The 3403-nt window shown below is 74.8% G+C and carries 3 protein-coding genes; 1 reads left to right on the forward strand and 2 read right to left on the reverse strand.

The window, feature by feature from the left end; genetic code table 11:
• The first annotated feature begins 130 nt into the window (after positions 1-130).
• Positions 131-1765 (forward strand): heme peroxidase family protein, encoded by a 1635-nt coding sequence (locus G6556_RS17785; protein WP_166944338.1) that lies wholly within the window; start codon positions 131-133, stop codon positions 1763-1765.
• A 73-nt stretch (positions 1766-1838) separates the two neighbouring features.
• Here the strand turns inward: G6556_RS17785 and G6556_RS17790 are convergent, their stop codons facing one another.
• Together G6556_RS17790 and G6556_RS17795 are read right to left on the reverse strand one after the other, a co-directional pair.
• Positions 1839-2912 carry a YihY/virulence factor BrkB family protein gene (locus G6556_RS17790; protein WP_166944340.1) on the reverse strand — a complete coding sequence of 358 codons (1074 nt, stop codon included), beginning with the start codon at positions 2910-2912 and terminating at the stop codon, positions 1839-1841.
• Positions 2913-3002: 90 nt separating this feature from the next.
• Positions 3003-3403, reverse strand: a 401-nt coding sequence (locus G6556_RS17795; protein WP_166944341.1) for a winged helix-turn-helix domain-containing protein, incomplete at its 5' end; no start/stop codon positions are given.

Raw genomic sequence — 3403 nt, forward strand, 5'->3', positions numbered from 1 at the left:
GGACTCGCAGCCCGCGCCGTCCGCACCCCCCGGCGGCGACCCGGACCGCCCGCCCCGCCGCCCCGCGCGGCGCGGGTCCGCCATCCGGCCGGGCGCGACCGCGGCCCGGCACCGCCCAGGGGGATCCCACATGAACGCCACGCAGACCGAGACCGCCGCGCCCGCCGTCGCCGGGAGGGTGGTCGAGAACGTCGGCCACGGGGAGGTGCTGCGCCGGCAGGCGCACGTCTCGGACTTCGGCTACCTGCTCGCGGACCTCGTCGGCGACGAGGCGGCGCACCTCCCGGCCGCCGACCCGCCGCAGGTCATCGCGCTGCTCCGGCGCCTCGGGGGCGCGATGGCCGAGCCGGCCGCGAGCCCCGCGCCGCCGTCGACGATCCCGGCCGCCTACACGTACTGGGGCCAGTTCATCGACCACGACCTCACGCTCGAGGACTCGGCGGACCCGCGGCTGCAGCAGCCGGCGATCGCCGACCCCGCGCTGCGGCCCGTCGACGCGGCCACGGTGCGCTCGGCGCTCGGCAACGCGCGCCAGCCCTACCTCAACCTGGACTCGGTGTACGGCGACGGCCCCGAGGGCGCCCGCTCGGCGGCGTTCTACGACGGGCCGTTCCTGCGCGTCGGCACGCTCGCGTCGCCCGCCCCGGGCCAACCGGTGCCCGCCGCCGCGGACCCGGCCGCGCGGGACCTGCCCGGCCGGCACCCGGTGACCGACGCCGCGACGGGGCGCACCCAGTTCCCGGCGACGATCGGCGACTCCCGCAACGACGAGAACCTCGTGGTCGCGCAGCTGCACCTCGCCTACCTGCGGTTCCACAACGCGGTCGTCACCGCGATCCGCACCGCGGAGCCGGGGCTGGCCGACGCCGAGCTGCTCGCCCGGGCGCAGCACCTGGTCCGGCACACGCACCAGTGGCTGATCGTGCACGACTACCTGCGGACGGTGACGGTGCCGGGGACGGTCGACTGGGTGCTGTCCGAGCTCAAGGGCCTCTACCTGGCGCGGTTCCCCGCGAAGCGCCCGCCGGTGATGCCGCTGGAGTTCTCGGTCGCCGCGTTCCGGTTCGGGCACTCCCAGGTCCGCAACGCCTACGACTACAACCGCAACTTCGGGGACCCGGGCTTCGTCGCGCCGCGGGCGACGCTGGACCAGCTGTTCCAGTTCACCGGGCGGGGCGGGTTCATCGGCGGTGCGCAGGCGCTGCCGGAGAACTGGGCGATCGAGTGGGACCGGTTCGTCGACAAGGCGGACCCGGACCCGCGGCACTTCGCCCGGGCGATCGACACCCAGCTCGCCGACGACCTGTCGGTGATGCGCAACGAGCCGCGCGACCTCGCGGGCATCCAGGAGCACCTCGCCAAGCGCAACCTGCTGCGCGGCTACCTGCTGGGCGTGCCGACGGGGGAGGCGGTGGCGCGGGCGCTGCGCATCCGGCCGCTGACCCGCGCCGAGCTGCTCCGCGGCGCGCCCGCCGGGGTGCGGTCCGCGCTGACCAGCCCCGAGCTCACCGGGCGCACGCCGCTGTGGTACTACGTGCTCAAGGAGGCCGAGGTGCTGACGTCCGGCAACTCGCTGGGGCCCGTGGGCAGCCGGCTCGTGGCCGAGACGATCATCGGGCTCATGCGGCACGACCCGGAGTCGTTCCTCACGAGCGTGCCCGCGTGGGGCACCGCTCCCGTGCCGGTGATGCCCGGCGGCGACGGCGCCCGGACGATCGGCAGCCTGGCGGACCTGCTCGACATCGCGGGCGTGACCGCGTCCTGACCCGCCCCGCCGACACGTCCCGGGCCGGCACGCACGCGGCGTACCGGCCCGGGTCGTGCGCGGGGCGGGGCGGTCAGCGCGGCGGGCGGGTGCGCCGGGACTCGCGCAGCAGCCGGCCGCGCCGCACGTCCTCCTCGGCCTTGGCCCGCTTCTTGTCGCTGGCGCGGGTGTCCCGCGGCGGCAGCTGGATGGTGCGCTCGGCCTCGATGCCACCCTGCAGTTCGCGGCCGCGCTCGATCTCCGCGTCCAGCTCGGCGCCGAACAGCAGGGCCAGGTTCGTGAGCCACAGCCACAGCAGCAGCACGATCGCGCCGGCGAGCGAGCCGTAGGTGCTGCCGTACGACCCGAAGTTGGCGACGTAGAACCCGAACCCGACCGAGGCGAGGATCCACACCACGACGGCGACCAGCGCGCCGACGCTCATCCAGCGGAACTTCGGCTGCCGGACGTTGGGCGTGAAGTAGTACAGGATCGCGATCGCGACGATCACCAGGAGCAGGACCACCGGCCACTTGGCGATGTTCCAGGCCGTCACGGCGGCGGAGCTCAGCCCGATCGCGTCACCGACGGTCCGGGCGATGCCGCCCGACAGCACGACGGCCACGACGATGACCACGGCGAACAGCACCAGCACGAGCGTGACCAGGAGCAGCACCGGGCGCAGCTTCCAGATCGGCCGGCCCTCGTCGATCTCGTAGACCCGGTTGATGCCGCGGCTGAACGCGTTGACGTAGCCGGACGCGGACCACAGCGCGACGACCAGCGAGATGACGAACGTCAGCCCGGCACCGGGGGAGTTGGTGAGGTTCTCCAGGATCGGCTGCAGGGTGTTCTCGGCGCTCTCCTGGCCGACCAGCCCGGTGGCGGTCGACACCAGGTCCTCGACGAGCTGCTGCCCGTCGCCGACCAGGCCGAGGATCGACACCACGGCCAGCAGACCCGGCGCGATGGCCAGCACCGCGTAGTAGGTCAGCGCGGCGGCCAGGTCGGTGCACTGGTCGTGGTTGAACTCGCGGATCGTGGTGCGCAGCACGTACTTCCACGACCGCTTGGTGAGGTCGTCGGGGGAGTCGGGCTTGCGCGGGTCGTCGGGCGCGGGTGCGTCGGCTCGCGCGGTGCTCGTCTGCTCGTCGTCGGCGTGGGCCACGGGGACCTCCAGGGCGGTGCGGGCGTGTTCCGATCGCCAGCGTCACCCGCGCGCGCCCGGTCCGCCACAGGAACGGGCGACGGTGGCCGCTCAGGCCACGACGCGCAGGCCGTCCAGGGCGTTGAGCCGGTAGCCGACGCCGCGCACCGTCGCGATGAGGCCGTCCAGGCCCGACTTCGCCCGGACCCGGCGGACGTGGACGTCCACCGTGCGGGTGCGGTCGGACAGGTCCTGGCTGCGCCAGGCGCCGTCGTAGAGCTCGTCCCGGGTCACGACCCGGCCGGCCGACCGCGCCAGGTACGCGACGAGGTCGAACTCCTGGCGGGTCAGGTCGACGTCCTGCCCGTCGACCACCAGGCGGCGGCCGGGCAGGTCGACGACGACGGCCGGGCTCAGCGGCAGGGCGGCCAGCAGCTCCTCGAACCGGCGGAGGTCGGCCTGGGTGGGCAGGTCGGCGGCGGGGTCGGCGGTCCCGGCGGTCCGGTGCGCCG

Origin of the sequence: Cellulomonas sp. IC4_254 (assembly GCF_011603975.1) — a bacterium.
Lineage (GTDB): Bacteria > Actinomycetota > Actinomycetes > Actinomycetales > Cellulomonadaceae > Cellulomonas.